Origin of the sequence: Corynebacterium antarcticum (genome assembly GCF_016595285.2) — a bacterium.
Taxonomy (GTDB): domain Bacteria; phylum Actinomycetota; class Actinomycetes; order Mycobacteriales; family Mycobacteriaceae; genus Corynebacterium; species Corynebacterium antarcticum.
Map to the genome: position 1 here is coordinate 232,833 of NZ_JAENIP020000001.1, position 17,675 is coordinate 250,507.

Genomic DNA, 17,675 nt, shown 5'->3' on the forward strand with positions numbered 1-17,675 from the left:
TCACGGTCACACGGAGCCGGGAACCGCGGAGACCAACACGATGAGGGTGCCCGCGAACATGGCCGGACCGTGTGGAATGGAGCTGCGCCCGGTTCCGACGAGAACCACCGAGGTGAGCAACCCGGACAACGCCGCCGCCAGGAGACCACCGGAGATCCCGCCGATGACCGTGGCCAGGATGCCGAGCGGCACCGCGAGTTTGATGTCCCCTCCCCCGATACCGCCACCGGTCAATCCGGCCAGGAGCAGGTAGATCAGGGACCAGGCGAGACCGGGGACGAGAAAAACCGGTGCGAACCAGCACGTCACCAGGAGTGCGGACACCGCCGGGGGCACGGTCAGACCGTCGGGGAGCCTGCGGTGACGGAGATCGGAGCGCACGAGGAGACCGGCCCAGATGACGAGGACGGGGATCGACGGCAGCAGAGTCATCCACGGGAATCTAATCTCCCGGGGCACCACGGTCCGCGGGCAGTGCGGTGCAGCTGTGAACCACCGACCCGGAGGATCAGAAGATCGCACCCACGAACGTCACGACACCGAAGATCAGCAACGGGAGCACGGCGAGGTGATAGCACGCGAAGGTGAGGTTCATCCAGGTAGGCGGGCGATTCGTGTCAAATCTCTCCAGGTGACAGGCGTAGATGACGGCGTTGACGACCAGTGCGATCGTGGCGAGCGTGAGATAGCTCAGCTCCGCGAACGGTCGCTCCGGGGGATTGAACCCGGACAGAAAGACCACCGGGAGGTAGCCGACCGGAACGAGCAGCGCGATCAGGAGATGCCCGAACCAGGGGCTGTTTCCGCGGCGTCTCCCGCTGTTCATGATCCGGAGCTCCGGTCGCGGAGTGCGTCCGTCAGTGCCGCGCGCATCGCGTCGCGGGGCGCCGGTTCCCCGGTGAACTGCTCGAACTGGCTCAACGCCTGGCCCGCCAGCATCACGTCACCGCCGACCACGGGGACACCGTTGCCCGCTGCCGCCCGGGCCAGCGGTGTCGGCCACGGATCGTAGATGACGTCCAGCACCGGTACCCGTGCGAGATCCCCCTCGATCCCGTCCAGTGCCGCCGCGGGAACGGTCGAGATGACCACCGCCGCGTCGCGCACGGCCGCTCTGACCCGGTCGCGGTCCGGAACCGTCCAGTGGAGCTCGATCCCGAGGGTCTCCGCGAGCGGCGCGAGTTCAGCGCTGCGGTCAGACCGGTTGATCACGGTCACGGCCCGGTACCCCGACTGGCCCAGTGCCCAGAGCGCGGGTCTCGCGGTCCCCCCGGCTCCGACGAGCACGGCACGTTCCCCGGCCGCGGGGTTCCGGACTCCCAGATCCCCGAGCGCGGCCGACACTCCCTCGCAGTCCGTGTTGTCCGCGCGCCAGCCACCGGCGATCCGGACCAGGGTGTTCGCGGATCCGATCGCGGCGGCCCGGGGTGTGACCTCCCGGGCGACGTCGAGGGCCGCGAATTTTCCGGGCATCGTGACCGAGAAACCGGCGAACTCGGCCGGGGCGTCCGACACGATCCGCCGCACGTCGTCCGCACCGCAGTCGATCCGGGTGTAGCACCAGTCGTCGAGTCCGATCGCCCGGTATCCGGCCATGTGGATGACGGGCGAGAGACTGTGCTCGACCGGACGGCCGAGAACAGCGGCCCGGTGACGGATGGGATCACTCACGGATGGTTCTTCCTTTCACTGGAGTCGGCGCCCCACGGGTGCTCCGGATCGGGCGTAACGGACTCCGGTACACCGCCGACGGAGGCTGTCAGCGGTTGGAGTCGAGGACCCCGTTGTCCACCGACTGCTGGGTGTCCCGCAGGTGGTCCTCGAAGGTGTCGTTGAATACGGTCGTGCCGTCACTGTCGATGGTGACGAAGAAGAGCCAGTTTCCGTCGGCCGGATTCTCCATGGCCTCGATCGCCTCGATGGACGGTGCCGCGATGGGGGTCTCGGGAAGTCCGTCCATGGCATACGTGTTCCACGGGGTCCTGCGGGCACGGTCCTCGTCGGTGGTCGCCACCTCGACGTCGGTGAGGTCGTAGTTGACCGTCGAGTCGAACTCGAGCCGCATGGGCTCGGCGAGCCGGTTGAGAATGACCCGGGCGACCTTGTCGAAGTCACCGGCCGGCGCCTCCCGTTCCACCAGGGACGCAGCGGTCAGCAGCTCGTAGGGTGTGAGGTGCATGGCGTTCGCACGGTCGACGATTCCGGTGGAGTTGTATTCATCGGTACCCGCACTGACGAGTTCCCGCAGGATGCCGGTGGCATCCTGTTCCGGATTGATCACGTAGCTGCCCGGGGTGATGAGCCCCTCGAGACGCTTCGGGTCGCCGTTGCGGGCACGAACCTGTTCGAGAGCCCACTCGGGTGCCCCGAACTCAGCCGGATCGGTGGTGGCGGCCACTCTCTCGAGCTCCTCCGCCGTGACGCAGTTCGGGGAGCCCAGGGTGCAGGTCACCCCGGCGATCTTCGTGTAGATGCCGGGACGGGTCTCGCCGCCGATGACCCGGACATCCATCAGGGTCGCCCCTCCCGGGATCTCCAGCATCTCCACCTTGTTCGCGGGATCCACGAGGGCGGCGACCGCGGACTTCGCGCTCATCTCCCCCTGGAGCCGGTAGAACCCCGGCTGGACCCGGGCCGCGTCCGGGTTCGCCCCGGCCGCGGCCTGGAACGCACCGTTGGATTTGACGATCCCCCTCTCCACGAGTTCGGGGCCGAGCGCGGACACGGACGACCCCTCCTTGATCTGGACGAGTTGTACGATCTCGTTGCCGGTGCCGTTGAAGTCCTCCGGCGCGTTAGAACCGCTGCGTGATCCCACGATGTACACGACCGTCCCGATGATGATGAGGACACTGGCTATGACGATGGCCATGCCGGACTGCCGCCGACGGACGTACCTGGGTTCCATCCGGCGCCCCTTCGGGCTGCGCCTGGGGCGTGCTCTGTTCATCTATGAACCGTCCTCAACGTCGGTGGCCGACAGGGCATTCGCCCGGGCGTCGAGCCATGATTGGAGAATTTCGACGGCAGCGGCCTGGTCGATCACACTGCGTCCGTTCCTGGTCGTTCGTCCCGACATGTGCAGTGCCCTGGTGGCCAGGACAGAGGTCAGCCGCTCGTCGGCGAGTCTGACGGGGATCTTCCTACCCTGATCGTCCCATCCGGTCAGCCGCCGGTCGATGCGGAAGGCGAACTCCTTCGCGTGCTTGACGGAGGACGAACCGTTGCCGTGGAGATCCCGCGGCAATCCGACGACGACCTCGACGACACCGTATTCGGTGATCAGCTCGATGAGCCGGTCGATGTCGGAACCGTCGCGGTCCTTCAGGCCCGTCACCCGGGGAACGGTCTCCACCGGGGTCGCCAGCCGACCGTCCGAGTCAGACACCGCGACGCCGATCCGTACTGTTCCGACGTCGATCCCGAGACGCCGTCCCCTACCGGGGTCATCGACTCCGGGTTTGTCTGGCTGTATGGGCATGCTCTCGGCTTCGTCTTTCGTCTCGGGAGTATGGGCACTGGGACGGGGCATTCACACCTGCGCGTGTGCTTCGTGGAGATGGCCGTGCGCTCCGGTGGGGTGCGCACCCCACCAGGCACCGACCGTAACAGAACCGTCACAGCGGCGCGTCGGACACGCAACCCCAAATCTATAGCATTTCGGCTCCGCCACAGGCCTGCGCCCGGTGGGGCGGTGGGTGTGGCGTGTCCCCGGGCCCCGTCCGGCGGCACTCCGGAACCGGATCCGGGTGGGGGCACCGCGACCGCGGATCGCTGAGCGACCGTGGCCGTCAGCGGTGGCGGAGGTCGTCCTCCACGGCGCTGAAGCCCGCGTCGATGCCGGAGGCGTCCGAACCCGATCCCTGGGCCATGTCCGGCTTGCCACCTCCGCGGCCACCGACCGGCCCGCCGAAGACCCTGATGAGATCACCGGCACAGACACCTCGTTCCACGGCGCCGTCGGTGGCTGCGACGAGGAACGGTACCTTGCCCCGGTCATCAGCTGTCGCGAGCACGATCACCGCGGGTTCGGTCCCGATCCGATTCCTCAGATCAGTGCCGACGGTACGCAGGTCGCCACCGGCGGTACCTTCCGGAAGACGCACGGTGAGCAGGGTGAAGTCGCCGACCTGGCGGGCCTGCTTCAGGTAGTCGGCGGTGGCGGCCGCGAGCTGCCTGCGGTGCAGCGCGGCGATCTCCTTCTCCGCCGCCTTCAGCTTCTCGGTGAGCTGTGCGATACGGTCCGGCAGCTCGTTGCTGGGCGCCTTCAGGGAGGTCGCGAGGCCTTCCACCAGGGCGCGCTCACGGGACAGGTACCGGAACGAATCCAGACCCGAGTAAGCCTCGATCCGCCGGACACCGGAACCGACCGACGCCTCACCGAGGACCGACACCGGTCCGATCTGGGAGGAGTGGCCGACATGGGTGCCGCCACAGAGCTCCATCGAGAACGGTCCGCCGATCTCGACGACGCGGACCCGGTCGCCGTAGTTCTCGCCGAACAGGGCCAGCGCCCCCATGGCCTTGGCCTCGTCGAGGCTCGTCTCGAAGGTGTTGACCGCCCAGTCGGCGTCCACCGCCTGGTTGGTGATGGTCTCGATCTCGGTGAGCTGCTCCGGGGTGAGCGCCCGCGCGGAGTTGAAGTCGAAGCGGAGGTAGCCCGGCTTGTTCATCGATCCGGCCTGGACGGCGTTGGGTCCGAGAACCTGACGCAGGGCGGCGTGGATGAGGTGGGTACCGGAGTGCGCCTGACGGGCGGCGTGCCGCCAGCCTTCGTCGACTGCGGCGAGTGCCTGTTCACCGACGCCGATCTCGCCGCTCTCCACGGTGGCCTTGTGCACCCAGAGCTTCTTGCCGATCTTCTGGACGTCGTTGACGCGCAGCCTGGTGTCGCCGAGGGTGATCGCGCCCCGGTCGCCCAACTGTCCGCCGGCCTCCGCGTACATCGGCGTCACGTCGAGGATCACCTCGACGTCCTCGCCCTCAGCCGCGCGGGTGACGGTCGCACCACCCTGCAGCAGCCCCAGAACCCGGCCCTCGGCCTCGAGGTTGTCGTAGCCGACGAACACCGTGGGGTGTTCGTCGACGAACTCCCGGTAGACGGAGAGGTCGGCGTGACCGTGCTTCTTTGCACGGTTGTCGGCCTTCGCGCGGTCCCGCTGTTCCGCCATGAGGGCGTCGAATCCGGCGCGGTCGACCTCGAGGCCGGCTTCAGCGGCCATCTCCATCGTCAGGTCGATCGGGAAACCGTAGGTGTCGTGCAGCGCGAAAGCCTGGTCACCGGCCAGCGTCTTCGCACCCGACGAACGGACGCTCTCGGCGGCACGCTCGAACAGGTGGGTACCCGACTCCAGGGTCCGGAGGAAGGCCTTCTCCTCCGTCACCGCTGTGTCGAGGATCCGGCCCCGGGACTCCGCGATCTCCGGGTAGGAGGGGGTCATCGTGTCCATGATGGTGGAGATGAATCGTTCCATCGTCTCACCTGTGGCACCGAGCAACCGCGCGGACCGGATGATCCGGCGCAGCAGGCGGCGCAGGATGTAGCCACGTCCCTCGTTACCCGGGGTGACGCCGTCGAGGATCAGCATCATCGCGGTCCGGGAATGATCGGCGATGACCCGGAACCGGATGTCATCGGCGTGCTTCGCCCCGTAGGTCGCGCCGGTCAGCTGCTCGGCGACGTCGATCACGGGTCGCAGGAGATCGGTCTCGTAGACGTTCTCGACGCCCTGCAGCAGGCAGGCGACGCGTTCGATGCCGAGACCGGTGTCGATGTTCTTCTTCGGCAGCGGGCCGAGGATCTCGAAGTTGTCCTTGCCGATGCCCTCCCCCCGCTCGTTCTGCATGAAGACCAGGTTCCAGATCTCCATGTAGCGGTTGTCGTCGGCCTCCGGACCACCGTCGGCACCGTACTCCGGACCACGGTCGTAGTAGATCTCCGAGCAGGGACCGCAGGGGCCGGGGATTCCCATGGACCAGTAGTTGTCCGCCATGCCGAGCCGCTGGATGCGTTCCTTCGGCAGTCCGATCTTGTTCTCCCAGATGTCCGCCGCCTCATCGTCATCGAGGTAGACGGTGACCCACAGACGGTCGGGATCCATCCCGAAGCCGCCGTCTGCGACGGAACCGGTGAGCAGGTTCCACGCGTGGGTGATCGCACCTTCCTTGAAGTACCGGCCGAAGGAGAAGTTGCCCGCCATCTGGAAGAAGGTGTTGTGCCGGGTCGTGATACCGACTTCCTCGATGTCCAGGGTGCGGACGCACTTCTGGATCGAGGTTGCGGTACCGGACGGGAAGGGCGGGTTCTGCTGCCCCAGGAAGTACGGCTTGAACGGCACCATCCCGGCGTTGACGAACAGGAGGTTGGGGTCGTCGAGGATCAACGGGGCACTGGGTACCTCGACGTGTCCAGCTTTGACGAAGTGCGCGATGAAGCGCTCCCGGATCTCGTGGGTCTGCACGGTTCTAGAATCCTCGCTGTCATGTTTTGGGATCGGTCCCGGACAACCTTACCCGCTCCGTCCCCGCCTTCCGGTCCCACCCCGGGGTCCGGCGGAGGTCACCGGACCTGGCCGCGGCCCCTGCCCCGGAACGTGCGTGGCGGTCAACGCCACCGGGTCACTTCCGGTTCCCGCGGATGATCCGGCGCAGACGCCCGACGACGTCACCGAGCCGTTGCTCGCCGCCGTGCCCGGTGGGCCGGTAGTAGCACGCGTCCGCCAGCGAATCCGGAAGATACTGCTGATCCAGGATGCCGCGGGGATCATCGTGCGGATAGCGGTAGCCGACGGCGTTGCCGAGCTTCTTCGCCCCGGCGTAGTGCCCGTCCCGGAGATGCGGCGGAACGTGCCCAGATCGTCCCTCCCGGACGTCCCGGAGCGCGGCGTCGATAGCGGTGATCACGGCATTGGACTTGGGCGAGGTCGCCAGATGGATCGTCGCCTGGGCGAGGGTGAGACGTGCCTCGGGCAGCCCGATCAGTGCCACCGTCTGTGCAGCGGCGACCGCCATCGGGAGAGCTCCGGGGTCGGCCATCCCGATGTCCTCGGAGGCGAGGATGACCAGGCGCCGGGCGATGAACCTGGGGTCCTCCCCCGCCTCGATCATGCGGGCGAGGTAGTGGAGCGCGGCATCGACGTCGGAACCGCGCACCGACTTGATGAATGCGCTCGTGACGTCGTAGTGCTGGTCACCGTCGCGGTCGTAGCGGACGATGGCGCGATCGACGTTCTCCCGGACCGTCCCGACGGTGAGTTCTCCACCGTCGGGCACCGATTCCGCGGCCGCCTCCGTGTAGGTCAGGGCCCGACGGGCGTCGCCACCCGCCAGCGCGACCAACTGGTCGACGGCCTCGTCGGTGGCCGTGACGCGCCCACCGAGACCACGCTCGTCGACGAGCGCCCGCCGGACCACCGTCGCGACATCGTCGTCCTCCAGTGGCTGCAGCTGGAGGATGAGCGACCGCGACAGCAGTGGCGCGACGACCGAGAAGGACGGGTTCTCCGTCGTCGCCGCCACCAGCAGGACGATCCGGTTCTCGACGGCCCCCAGCAGGGCGTCCTGCTGGGTCTTGGAGAACCGGTGCACCTCGTCGATGAACAGCACCGTGCGGCGCCCGTCGATGAGGTCTCGCCGGGCCCGGTCGATGACCGTGCGGACCTCCTTGACCCCCGCATTGAGCGCGGAGAGCCCGACGAAGCGACGCTCCGTTTCCGCGCTCACGAGGGACGCGATCGTGGTCTTCCCGGTTCCCGGAGGCCCGTAGAGGATGACCGATGCGGCACCGGAGCCCTCGACGAGCCGGCGCAGCGGCCTACCGGGGCCGAGGATGTGCTCCTGACCGACGACCTCATCGAGGTTGCGGGGACGCATTCGCGCGGCGAGCGGCGCATGTTCCCCGGGGTGGAAGTACCCGGTGCCGGTGTCGGCCGCGCCGTCGTCATCGTCTCCGCCGGGAAACAGGGTGGCCTGTGCCATGGAGGGTGGCTCTTCCTTACTCTTCGGGTACGCCGGAGGCCGGCCGGGGTGACCGGTCCTCCCGCGGGGGTGCGTCAGCCCCGGTCCAGTGCGTCGAGTCGTTCCACCACGGAGGCGGCGAAGCGGTGGACATCCGGGAACCGGGGATCCTGTCCGCGTTCGGCGTAGTGGGCGAGGGCGGTGAACGTCTCGTGGAGGTCGTCACGGGCCAGCCCGCTGTTCTCCGAGATGTCGCCCAACGCATCGGCGAGGACGTCATAGCCCTCATCGATGCCCACGGCCTCGGCGGTGGCGGCGGCCTCCACCTCGGGATCCGGGATCTCGGCGTTCTGTGCCTCTGCCCGCTCGCCGTACTCGCTGATGACCTGGTTCATGGAACCGTAGTAGAGATAGCAGACGCTCGACATCGCCCATCCGATCATCGCGGTGACGATCCTGGCCTGCAGGCGCGCCTCGTTGGTGACGTTGGGCCAGATCTCCCGGACCTCCTCGACCCACGATTCCGTCAGTGCGTCCGCCTCGTCGTCGGTGATCGGACGGGTGAAGAGGAACTGCGGGAATCCCGCGATGACGCAGGCGATGTCGAAGGTCGCATCCCGGAACCCGGCCCATTCGTAGTCGAGGAACTGGGTACGGTCGGCGAGGATGATGTTGTCCGGGGACAGGTCGAACGGGGTGAACGCCCGGTGCCTACCGCTGACCAGACGGCGTTTCGCGTCGGAGGCGAAGTGCCGCACGCTGGCCGGGATCTCGATCCCCGCGGCGTCCAGGAGCTCGAGCCCCCGGTCGATCGAGGCGGGCAGACCCCGTTCCCGTGCGTACTGGAGTTCCTCGGTGTCCGGGTACGTCCGCAGCATGCGTTTCAGGAGAATGTCGAATCCGGCCTCTCGGTCCGCGGTTCCGGCGTGCATCCTACCGATCGCCCGTCCGAGACTGCGGATCAGCGGGAGCCGCTTCTCGCCCTCGGCATCAGCCAGCAGATCGGCGTAGGTCTGGCCGTCCCCGGAATCGCTGATGACCAGGATCCTGCGGTCGATGTCGTAGGCCAGGAGGACCGGACCAGGGCGGACGTCCGCGGGCAGGGAGGTGGTGAACTGGTAGGACACGACCTCGCGGATCAGGGCCGCGTCGTCGATCCTGTCCCCCGTCGGGGGCGTGTACTTGAGGACGACCGAGCGTTGCTGGAGGAACGGCGACACAGCGACACGGGCCCGGAGCACCACCGCGTTCCCGGATCCCCCGAGGGACACGACGTCCCCGAGTTTCTGGGTACCTCCGAAACGTTCGGACAGCAGCTCCTGGGCCACCTCGACGATCTCTTCGGTCGCGAGCATGGGAAAACTCCTTCATGGTTCATTCGCCGGTGAACCGGCGTGGTGAGGGAGCGCGTGACCACACGATCGCTCCCTCGATACTCCCCCTCACTGTATCCGGCGGGAGGAACAGGCGTCGGCCCTCCGGGCGCCGGTACCGCGGATCCGGCTCCGCGAAATCCCCGGAAACAGCACCTGAACAGCATCGGAGGCACAGGGAAAGCGGGGACACGGTTCCCGCGGAGCCGGGCGATACGGTAACCGGGGGTGCGGAACCACCATCGGGCCGGTCAACCTGCGGCCGGCCTATGACCGATGGTGACCCGGTCTCCCCACCCGGTCGGCGGGGCGGTCGGGCGGGTGTCAGCTCCGGTTGGTCTGACCCTGCTTCTTCGGCTTGGCGTCGATCCCGGATTCCTTGCGCTGCTCAGGGGTGATCGGCGCCGGGGCGTCGGTGAGCGGATCGACTCCGCCACCCGACTTCGGGAATGCGATCACGTCGCGGATCGAGTCGAATCCTCCGAGCAGGCTCATGATCCGGTCCCAGCCGAAGGCGATCCCGCCGTGCGGCGGAGCACCGAAGGCGAAGGCATCGAGCAGGAAGCCGAACTTCTCCTGGGCCTCCTCATCCGTGATCCCCATGACCTTGAACACCCGCTCCTGGACGTCCCGGCGGTGGATGCGGATCGATCCGCCACCGATCTCGTTGCCGTTGCACACGATGTCGTAGGCGTACGACAGTGCGGAACCCGGATCCTCGTCGAAGGACTCGAGGAACTCCGGCTTCGGAGAAGTGAAGGCGTGGTGGACCGCGGTCCACTTGGAGTGGCCGAGGGCGACATCGCCGGACGCGGTGGCGTCGGCGGACGGTTCGAACATCGGCGCGTCGACGACCCAGGTGAAGGCCCAGTCCCCGTCCTTGATGAGGTCGAGCTTGCGGGCGATCTCACCGCGTGCCGCACCGAGCAGTGCCCGGGAGGACTTGGTGTCTCCGGCGGCGAAGAAGATGCAGTCGCCGGGCTTCGCGCCGACGTGTCCGGCGATACCGGCGCGCTCCTGCTCCGTGATGTTCTTCGCGACGGGCCCACCGAGCTCCCCGTCCTCCCCGACGAGGATGTAGGCGAGGCCCTTGGCTCCGCGCTGGCGGGCCCAGTCCTGCCAGGCGTCCAGCTGACGGCGGGGCTGGCTCGCGCCCCCCTCCATCACGACGGCACCGACGTACTCGTTCTGGAACACCCGGAACGTGGTGTCGGAGAAGAACTCGGTGCACTCGGTGATCTCGATGTCGAAGCGGAGATCGGGCTTGTCCGATCCGTACCGGCGCATCGCCTCCGCGTAGGTCATGCGCGGGATCGGGGTGGTGATCTCGTATCCGATCAGCTTCCACAGCTCGACCAGGACCTGCTCGGCGAGCTCGATGACGTCATTCTCGTCGACGAAGCTCATCTCCACGTCGAGCTGCGTGAACTCGGGCTGGCGGTCCGCGCGGAAGTCCTCGTCCCGGTAGCAGCGGGCGATCTGGTAGTAGCGCTCGAGACCTGCGACCATGAGCAGCTGCTTGAACAGCTGCGGCGACTGCGGCAGCGCGTAGAAGGTTCCCGGCTTGAGGCGGGCGGGAACGAGGAAGTCACGGGCACCCTCGGGCGTGGCCCGGGTCAGGGTCGGCGTCTCCACCTCGGTGAAGCCGTTGGCGTCGAGTACCCGGCGTGCCGCCTGGTTGGCGGCGGCGCGGAGGCGCATCGCCTTGGCCTGGCTCGGACGACGCAGATCGAGGTAGCGGTACCGGAGTCGGGCCTCCTCGCCGACCTCCCCGGAGGCGGCCGAGTCCTCGATCTGGAACGGGAGTGGTGCGGACTCGTTCAGGATCTCCAGCTCGGTGACGTTGACCTCGACGTCACCGGACGCCAGGTTCGGGTTCTCCGATCCCTCGGGGCGGGGCTCGACCACACCGCTGACCCGGACGCAGAACTCGCTGCGCAGGTGGTGCGCCTTCTCGGCGACCTCGGATTCCCGGAAGACGACCTGGGCGACACCGGAGCGGTCCCGCAGATCGATGAAGATGACACCTCCGTGATCGCGGCGGCGCGCCACCCATCCGGTCAGCGTCACCGTCTGTCCCGCTGATTCCTTCCGCAGGTCGCCGGCAAGATGAGTGCGCAACACGTGTCTGGTGTCCTTCCACTAGGTAACAGAGAAATTCCGATCGACCTGCGAGTCTACCCCCACCCCACGGCGCCCCGTCCTCCCGGGCGGAGATTCCCGCGACCCGGGCTCCGACCCCGCGGGAACCGGGCCGCTGACGAGCCACGATCAACCGGGATCCGGCCCCGCACCGGTGTGGCATGATCGTCGCATGACCTTTCGTGATGATGTGGACCTGAGTTCATCCCGCGCCCGACGCTCCGGCGGTGGGATGAAACTCGCCGCGGGTGGCGGTATCGGCACCATAATCGTGGCCGTGGCCTTCTTCCTCCTCGGAGGCGATCCGGCGGAGCTCAACGAGGTGCTGAACCAGCAGCAGGCGCAGACGCCCGGTGACGGCTCGACCGGAAACGAGACCCTCGAGCACTGCCGCACCGGTGCCGACGCCAACCGGTACGCCGACTGCCGGGTGTCCGCGACCGCACAGTCGCTCGATGCGGTGTGGGCGACCAATCTCCCGGAACAGGCCGGTATCGAGTACTCGCAGCCGGGCCTCGTCATCTTCGACAACTCCACCCGGTCCGGCTGCGGCATGGCCTCCACCGCGACGGGACCGTTCTACTGCCCCGTCGACCAGACCGCCTACTTCGACGTCAGCTTCTTCGATCAGATCGTCCAGCTCGGTGGGGAGAACGCACCACTCGCGCAGGAGTACATCGTCGCCCACGAGTTCGGTCACCACCTGCAGAATCTGGAGGGGACACTGGGGCTGAGCGACTACAAGAACCCGGGCGCCGATTCGAACGCGGTGAAGATCGAGCTCCAGGCCGACTGCTACGCCGGGGTCTGGGCGCACTACGCCGATGACGGCGAGGGAGCCTTCCTCGAACCGATCACCGACGAGCAGGTCCGGGACGCGGTCCAGACCGCGCGTGCCGTCGGCGACGACAACATACAGAAACGCAGCCAGGGCGAGGTCCGGCCGGATGCATTCACCCACGGGTCATCCGAGCAGCGCGAACGGGCTTTCCTCGCCGGTTACCGGTCGGGGTCGATGAACTCCTGCGACACCCTGGACCGCGGCGGGTACCGGATGTAGGTCCGGTGTCTTCCACGACATAGACTGTTGACCATAGAAGGTCTCCTACCTAGAGTTGTCTAGCGGCCAGCTCACCGAACAGACAGGTTCCGTCACACAATGAGCACCTCCCCGAGCGCTCCCGTTCCCGCACGATTGAGTTTCCTCGACAGATGGCTGCCGGTGTGGATCATCGCCGCGATGGTCCTCGGAATCCTCCTCGGTCGGTTCATCCCGTCACTCGGGCGGCTCCTCGATTCCTGGTCGGTGGGCGGGATATCGGTCCCCATCGCGCTGGGCCTGCTGGTGATGATGTACCCGCCGTTGGCGAAGGTGCGCTACGACAAGACGGGCGAGATCGCCGCGGACCGCCGGCTGATGACGATGACCATCGCGCTGAACTGGATTCTCGGCCCGGCTTTGATGTTCGCCCTGGCGTGGCTGCTGCTCCCCGATCTCCCCGAGTACCGCACCGGGCTCGTGATCATCGGCCTGGCCCGGTGCATCGCCATGGTGCTGATCTGGAACGACCTCGCCTGCGGCGACCGCGAGACCGCCGCCGTGCTGGTCGCCATCAACTCGGTCTTCCAGGTCGTGATGTTCTCGGTGCTCGGCTGGTTCTACCTCCAGGTGCTCCCCTCCTGGCTCGGCCTCGAGACGACCAGCGCCGAGTTCTCCTTCACCGCGATCCTCGTCTCCGTCCTCGTGTTCCTCGGGATCCCCCTGCTGGCGGGTTTTCTGTCCCGTGTCCTCGGCGAGAGGATCCGGTCCCGCCGGTGGTACGAAACGAGGTTCCTCCCCAGGATCTCCCCACTCGCCCTCGGCGGCCTGCTCTACACCATCGTCGTGCTGTTCAGCCTGCAGGGAGGGCAGCTCACGGCGAACCCGTGGGCGGTCACCCGGATCGCGGTTCCCCTCGTCCTCTACTTCTTCATCATGTTCATCCTCGCCACGGTCGTGTCCCGGACCGCGGGTTTCGGCTACGCCACCTCCACGACGATCGCGTTCACGGCCGCGGGCAACAACTTCGAACTGGCCATCGCCGTGTCGATCGGAACCTTCGGTGCGATGTCCGGGCAGGCACTGGCGGGTACGATCGGCCCCCTCATCGAGGTCCCCGTTCTCCTGGCGCTGGTCTACGTGGCGATGTGGTGGGCACCACGCCTCTTCCCCGGCGACCCGACTTCGCCGCCCGGAACCGCCGTCCGCACACGGGTCCGCTGACGCATGCACACACCGGAGGTTCACCCGATGCCCGGACTCATCCGCTGGTCCTGTTCATCTGCACCCGGAACGCCGGAAAATCGCAGATGGCCGAGGCGATAACCCGGCTCTACGCCGGGGACCGGGTTGAGGTCCACTCGGCCGGCACGATGCCGAAGGGGTCCATCAACCGGACGTCGGCGGCGACGGTCGCCGAGATCGGCGCGTCCATGGAGGGGGCGGTCTCCACCGGCGTCGACCCCGACACTCTCCGGCGTGCCGACCGCGTCATCGTCCTCGGCACCGAGGCCACCGTGGAATCCGTGCCCGGCATGCGGAGCGAGCCCGAGGTCTGGGTGACCGACGAGCCCTCCCACAGGGGGATCGAGGGAACCGAACGCATGCGGCTGATCCGCGACAACATCGCGGAGCGGGTCCGGCGGCTCCTCCGGGATTTCGGTGTCCCCCCATCGGACACCGGAGCATCCGGAAGCTAGCTCCGCCGGATCTCCGACGCGGTGTCCGTCTCCGGTGCAGGACGCGCCGGTTCCCCGTCCGTCAGCCCCAGCCTGCGGCGCTCCTCGGCGATGATCTGCCTGGCGAGCTCCGGCTCGGAGATGTCCACCGCGTCGGACACCTCGGCCGCGTCCGAGGTGCGCGCGAATGAATCGAACACCCCGCGCTTGCCCGCGAGTATCTCGAGCATCCTCTCGTCGACGGTGTCTGTTCCGATGAGGCGGTGCACGTGGACCGTCCCGGTCTGGCCCATGCGGTACGCCCGGGCGATCGCCTGATCCTCCAGGGTGGGTTTGACCTGGGGTTCAGCCAGCACGACCACTGATGCCGCCTGGATGTTCAGCCCCTGCCCACCGGCGAGGACCTGCGCGAGGAGGATACTGCCGCCGGGTGCGGAGCCGAAGGCGTCGACGAGCTCCTGTCTGCGTTGCGGGGGAACCGAACCGTCGATGACCCCGACGACCGACTCCCCGAAGGCGCCGGCGATGATCTCGAGTACGTCGAGGAAGAAGCTGAAAACCAGGACCCGTCTCCCGGCGGTGCGGGCATCCGCGATGATCTCCGCGAGTCGGGCCAGCTTCGCCGGTTCGCCCGCGGGGGTGAGCCACGATGCACGGCGCATCCCCATCCACGATCCCTCGGCCACGTTCTCCCGGTAGAACCGCTGGTCGTTGTCGGTCAGCTCGACCCACTCCGTCTCGTCCACCCGCTCCGGGAGCTGATCGAGTACCTGGATGACGTTTCTCCGCAGGTACGCCGGCGCGATCAACCGGCGGAACGGCTCCGCCTCCAGCTCGGCCATCCCCCGCGTGACCAGATCGGGCCGGACGATGCGGATGAGATTGACGAACTCACTGACGCGGTTCTCCAGTGGCGTTCCGGTCAACAGCATGACCGTCCCCGAGGCCTGCGCGAGAGCGGAGCACGCGATCGTCCTCTTCGCCCGCGGATTCTTGATCATGTGCGCCTCATCGATGATGAGCACATCCGGTCCCCCGAGGTCCAGGGTCCGTGCACCATCGTAGGTGCAGACCAGCACCCCTCCCCGCTCCCGCCACGCCGCCGCTGCGACCCGTTTGTCCGGTCCGTGCGCGACGAAGACCTCCAGCGTGCAGAAGGTGCCGAGCTCCCGCGACCAGTTCACGACGACGGAGGCGGGGCACACCACGGCGGTGTGACCCGGTCCACCTCCCCCGGCTGCGAGTTCCGCGGCGAGGTGTGCCGCGACAGCGATCGCCTGAATGGTCTTGCCCAGCCCCATCTCATCACCGAGGATGATCCGGCGCTGGACGACCGCGAACCGCGCACCGTAGGACTGGTAGCCCCGGAGGTGGAGATCGCGGAGGAAGTCCCGATTCAGCCGGACCTCCCGGATCCGCTCGATGAGTGCCGCGTCAAGCAGCGCCGGATCCTCCCCGGTGACGGTGTCGAGCCGGAGGAGATCGGCGAGGAGTGCCTGATACCGGGCCGGACGGGAGAGGTAGTCGTCCCACGCGGCGGAGCCCGGATCGGTGACGTGATCCGGCAGCAGCAGAGCCGGGCCGGCCGCCGCCCACCGGAGATCGTCGAGGAGCTGGTCCAGGGCGCCACTCCCCCGGACGATGACGTCGAATCCGTCCGGGGCCGGTCCGACCGGTAGCTCCCGGAAGAAACTGATGAGGCGGTCCCTGCGGGAGCGCTCGGTCTCGTCGAGCACGGCGACCTGCTCGTACCGTGACAGGACACGGGTCAGCGCCACCGCCTCCGGGACCGGGTCCGCGCCGATGTGCAAGGTCGGGTTCGTCGTCGCGGCCTCGGATTCCAGGGTGCGCGCCGCCGCCAGCAGGCGGTCGGCGGTCCGGCGGCCGATACCGTTGACCGCCATCAACCTGTCAACCGGCGTGTCGAGGACGTCCGCGACGGACGTGATGCCGGCCTCGGCCAGCCCCGTGAACCGGAGTCGGTCGTCGGTGACCCGCTTGAGCGCCTCCGGGGGAAGCTGCTCCATCAGTTCCCGGGTGTGACGGCGCCCCAGGGCGGCCAGAGCCTCGTCCGCCTCCGCCCGGAGGGCCGGTTCGGAGTCCGGGTGGCGGAGCACCCGGTCGACGGCGGTTCGGGCTCCCGACAATGCGGCCGGTTCGATCCGACCGAACTCGACGCCCCCGTAGCCGGTTCCGGCGCCCCTGATCACCGCGCGCCGCGCGGCCTCGATGCAGTGGTCGCCGGGTGCACCGGGGCCCGGGTTGAGGCGCACCCCGTCCCGCCGCTGCTGATCCGCGGCACGCTGCGCGCCGGACAGAACGTCCCGGACCGCGGTCACCACCCAGCTGGTCCGGGTGTCGGCGAGGAGAAAGAGGAGGTCGGTGGCGGCGTTCTCCGCGGCGGGATCGGGTCTGCCCAGACCGAACAGTCTGCCCAGCACCCCGGTTCCCGCCCGGGACGCCGGCTCCCGCAGGGCATCGATGCGCACGACGACCGACACGAGCTCACGGACGAGTTGGGCGAACCCCGGGTGATCGTGCTCGACGGTGGCACGGGTGTAGAGGTCCCGCGGCCACTCCGGGGAGTGCGGCGGGAGAATGTCGACGGTACCGGCGGGTGTCTCACAGTGCGCACCGGCTCCCGGATCCACCGACGGTTCCTCCTCCTGGACCGCGTCGAGGAGGCGCACGGCCCGGGTGGCGAGGGATCTGATGTCATCGGTGTCTCGCAGGAGGGCCCGCAGCTGGGTTCTGTCCATGGGACCATCCTGCCCGCTCGTCGTCGTACCGGAAAGTCGGGCTGCACCGGAACTGGACAGAACCGGTAGTGGCGACTATCACTTTAAGAAGGGTCCCCATCCACGGGCCGCACCACCGTCCCCCACAGTTGGAGAAACCGTTGCGCGCCGACGCACTCGAACGCCGGAACCGAATCATCGACACCGCGTGTGAACTCTTCCGCCGTCAGCCCGAGACAGTCCCCCTGGAGGTCATCGCGGAGCGGGCCGACGTCGGTATCGCGACGCTGTACCGGAACTTTCCGGACCGGGAGTCGCTGCTGCACGCGTGCGGCGCCCGGCTCTTCACCCGGGCGATCGAACTGCAGCATTCGGTCCTCGGGCAGTTCGACCGGGATCCGGAGGGCCAGTGGCTGCGCTACGTGGACTCCCTGGTGGACATGGGCCTGGGCACCCTGGTCGCCGCCTTCGCCCCCGACGATCTGACCCTCCTGCCGTCGGATGTGATGGACCTCCGCCAGCGCACCGCGAAACTCGGGAACACGATCCTCGAGGAGGCGAAGAGACACGGACTCGTCGAGGCGTCGATCCAGCACGACACCTTCATCATCGGTCTGCTGACCGTCGCCCGTCCCCCGGTTCCCGGTGTCCTGTCCCTCGAACCGAACATCACCACGAATCTCGTGGAGATCTTCCTCTCCGGGCTACGACACGGAACCCTCCGTCCGCTCAGGTACTGACACCGGAA

14 protein-coding genes are annotated in these 17,675 nt (G+C 67.9%); 4 read left to right on the forward strand and 10 right to left on the reverse strand.

Translation table 11 applies throughout. The annotated features are described in order from the left end of the window. Nucleotides 1-6: 6 nt before the first annotated feature. The 9 genes from JIM95_RS01000 to aspS form a co-directional block, all read right to left on the reverse strand. Complete coding sequence (locus JIM95_RS01000; protein WP_200257679.1) at nucleotides 7-432, reverse strand: prepilin peptidase; 426 nt, start codon at nucleotides 430-432, stop codon at nucleotides 7-9. Nucleotides 433-508: 76 nt separating this feature from the next. Continuing rightward, nucleotides 509-826, reverse strand: coding sequence for a hypothetical protein (locus JIM95_RS01005; RefSeq protein WP_200257681.1), 318 nt, complete (start codon nucleotides 824-826; stop codon nucleotides 509-511). Further along, nucleotides 823-1,671, reverse strand: a complete 849-nt coding sequence (locus JIM95_RS01010; RefSeq protein WP_200257683.1) for a shikimate dehydrogenase — start codon at nucleotides 1,669-1,671, stop codon at nucleotides 823-825. The genes JIM95_RS01005 and JIM95_RS01010 overlap by 4 nt, the downstream gene beginning before the upstream one ends. Nucleotides 1,672-1,759: 88 nt before the next feature. Continuing rightward, nucleotides 1,760-2,950 carry an endolytic transglycosylase MltG gene (gene mltG, locus JIM95_RS01015; protein ID WP_234034528.1) on the reverse strand — a complete coding sequence of 397 codons (1,191 nt, stop codon included), beginning with the start codon at nucleotides 2,948-2,950 and terminating at the stop codon, nucleotides 1,760-1,762. Then, nucleotides 2,951-3,481 (reverse strand): Holliday junction resolvase RuvX, encoded by a 531-nt coding sequence (gene ruvX / locus JIM95_RS01020; protein ID WP_200257684.1) that lies wholly within the window; start codon nucleotides 3,479-3,481, stop codon nucleotides 2,951-2,953. Between the two features lie 310 nt (nucleotides 3,482-3,791). After that, on the reverse strand, nucleotides 3,792-6,461 hold the full coding sequence (alaS, locus tag JIM95_RS01025) for an alanine--tRNA ligase (RefSeq protein ID WP_200257686.1): 2,670 nt from the start codon (nucleotides 6,459-6,461) through the stop codon (nucleotides 3,792-3,794). A 157-nt stretch (nucleotides 6,462-6,618) separates the two neighbouring features. Then, nucleotides 6,619-7,977 (reverse strand): replication-associated recombination protein A, encoded by a 1,359-nt coding sequence (locus tag JIM95_RS01030; protein ID WP_200257688.1) that lies wholly within the window; start codon nucleotides 7,975-7,977, stop codon nucleotides 6,619-6,621. Nucleotides 7,978-8,051: 74 nt separating this feature from the next. Continuing rightward, the gene (locus tag JIM95_RS01035) at nucleotides 8,052-9,311 is read right to left on the reverse strand and encodes a phosphotransferase (RefSeq protein ID WP_200257691.1); all 1,260 of its coding nucleotides are present in this window, start codon (nucleotides 9,309-9,311) and stop codon (nucleotides 8,052-8,054) included. A 342-nt stretch (nucleotides 9,312-9,653) separates the two neighbouring features. Beyond that, the gene (gene aspS, locus JIM95_RS01040; RefSeq protein ID WP_200257693.1) at nucleotides 9,654-11,453 is read right to left on the reverse strand and encodes an aspartate--tRNA ligase; all 1,800 of its coding nucleotides are present in this window, start codon (nucleotides 11,451-11,453) and stop codon (nucleotides 9,654-9,656) included. A 190-nt stretch (nucleotides 11,454-11,643) separates the two neighbouring features. Between aspS and ypfJ the strand changes: the two genes are divergently transcribed. From ypfJ to JIM95_RS01055, 3 genes are all read left to right on the forward strand, one after another. Next, nucleotides 11,644-12,531: a KPN_02809 family neutral zinc metallopeptidase gene (ypfJ, locus tag JIM95_RS01045; RefSeq protein ID WP_200257695.1), complete on the forward strand. Its 888-nt coding sequence runs from the start codon at nucleotides 11,644-11,646 to the stop codon at nucleotides 12,529-12,531. 99 nt (nucleotides 12,532-12,630) lie between these two features. Continuing rightward, entirely contained in the window at nucleotides 12,631-13,734 is a 1,104-nt protein-coding gene (gene arsB / locus JIM95_RS01050) for an ACR3 family arsenite efflux transporter (RefSeq protein ID WP_200257697.1), read from the forward strand. Then, on the forward strand, nucleotides 13,731-14,210 hold the full coding sequence (locus tag JIM95_RS01055) for an arsenate-mycothiol transferase ArsC (protein WP_272493646.1): 480 nt from the start codon (nucleotides 13,731-13,733) through the stop codon (nucleotides 14,208-14,210). The genes arsB and JIM95_RS01055 overlap by 4 nt, the downstream gene beginning before the upstream one ends. Here JIM95_RS01055 and JIM95_RS01060 read toward each other — a convergent pair. Then, nucleotides 14,207-16,948 (reverse strand): DEAD/DEAH box helicase, encoded by a 2,742-nt coding sequence (locus tag JIM95_RS01060; protein ID WP_234034530.1) that lies wholly within the window; start codon nucleotides 16,946-16,948, stop codon nucleotides 14,207-14,209. The two genes, JIM95_RS01055 and JIM95_RS01060, sit on opposite strands and share 4 nt — an antisense overlap. Nucleotides 16,949-17,088: 140 nt before the next feature. Between JIM95_RS01060 and JIM95_RS01065 the strand changes: the two genes are divergently transcribed. Next, a complete protein-coding gene (locus tag JIM95_RS01065; protein ID WP_200257701.1) occupies nucleotides 17,089-17,667 on the forward strand; it encodes a TetR/AcrR family transcriptional regulator in 579 nt (192 codons plus the stop codon). Nucleotides 17,668-17,675: the final 8 nt, after the last annotated feature.